This window comes from Kitasatospora sp. NPDC007106, assembly GCF_040634455.1.
In the GTDB taxonomy this organism is placed as follows: Bacteria; Actinomycetota; Actinomycetes; order Streptomycetales; family Streptomycetaceae; genus Kitasatospora; species Kitasatospora arboriphila.
In genome coordinates this window covers 1-1290 of record NZ_JBEYFP010001293.1, presented here as the reverse complement: position 1 = coordinate 1290, position 1290 = coordinate 1, and the positions used below count along the sequence as shown (strand labels likewise).

Sequence of the window (1290 nt, the reverse complement as noted above, 5' to 3'; positions counted from 1 at the left end):
CGTCCATCTCGGCGACGAAGACCCGGTCGCCGTTGCCGGAGAAGTACCGGCCGACGGCCGGGGGGATGCCGCCGAGGGCGGGGGCGGAGCGCTGCAGGACGACCGGGGTGCCGACCGCGCCGGCAGCGAGGACCACCACCTTGGCGTGGACGGTGCCGATCTCGGCGGTGCAGCCGTAGTCGGAGGGGTCCAGCACCGTGTACGTGACGGCGTAGCGGTGGCCGTCGATCCAGGACGGGACGACGGCCTGCACCTCGTGCAGCGGTCGCACCTCGGCGCCGTGGGCCTCGGCCGCGGGCAGGTAGTTCAGCAGCATGGAGCGTTTGGCGTCGAAGCGGCAGCCCGAGAGCATCCAGTTGCAGTCCGTGCAGCGTGCGGTGTCGACGGCGACCGGCACCGGGTTGCAGGTGCGCCCGGCCCGGTGGCAGGCCGCGGCGAGGACGCCGCCGGCGTACGAGACGGAGTCCCAGTCGAGGCGGGTGACCGGCAGGGACTGCTCGACCCGGTCGTACCAGGGGTCGAGTGCGGCGCGGGTCAGCGCGGCCGGCCAGATGCGCCGCCGCAGACCGCCCCGGCGTTCGAAGACGAAGGACGGGGCGCGCAGGGAGGCGGCGAAGTACACCACGCTGCCGCCGCCGACGCAGTTGCCGGCCACCACCGAGATGCCGTCGCCCTTGATGACGTCCACGATCCTGGTGTAGCCGCCGAGCCGCAGGTCGTGGGTGAAGTCCCCGGCGGCCAGGCGGGGTCCGCGCTCCAGGACGGTGACGCGGGCGCCGCCGGCCGCGAGGTGGTAGGCGGGTATCGCGCCGCCGAAGCCCGAGCCGATCACCAGCACGTCGGTGGTCTGTGCGCTCATGCCGGGCTCCCCGAGGCCGTGGTGCGCGGGTGGAGGTCGGCCAGCGGCCGGTCGTAGGAGTGCGCGGGGAAGCGCCAGAGGCCGTCCGCGTCCGGTGGCGGGAAGCCGATCCAGGCGAGCCCCGGATGGCCGGTGGCGATCGCGGTGGTGGTGTGCTGGTGGGCGGCGGTGTCGAAGGCGAGGCCGACCAGCAGGGCGAGGACCTGCCAGACCGGCCGGTCCACCTCGCCCGGCTCGAACAGGCCGGTGACCAGGGCCGTCCGGTGGTCGAACGGCAGGCCGACGAAGGGTGGCCACCCGGGCGGCAGCCACAGGAGATGGGTGGCGGCCCGCGCCAGCGCGCGGGCGTCCAGCAGGGCTGCGATCTCCGGCAGCCACGGGCCGAGCGGCAGGTCGGGCGAGACGAGGACCTGGACGGCCCCGGCCTGGAC

Annotated in this window: 2 protein-coding genes; both read right to left on the bottom strand. The window is 75.0% G+C overall.

Annotated features, from left to right (window positions below):
• Positions 1-859 (bottom strand): FAD-dependent oxidoreductase (locus ABZ641_RS37960; RefSeq protein WP_359989183.1); only part of this gene is annotated, 859 nt, incomplete at its 3' end.
• The coding region (locus ABZ641_RS37955) for a DUF5987 family protein (protein ID WP_359989181.1) at positions 856-1290 on the bottom strand (435 nt) is incomplete at its 5' end. The genes ABZ641_RS37960 and ABZ641_RS37955, both read right to left, overlap by 4 nt.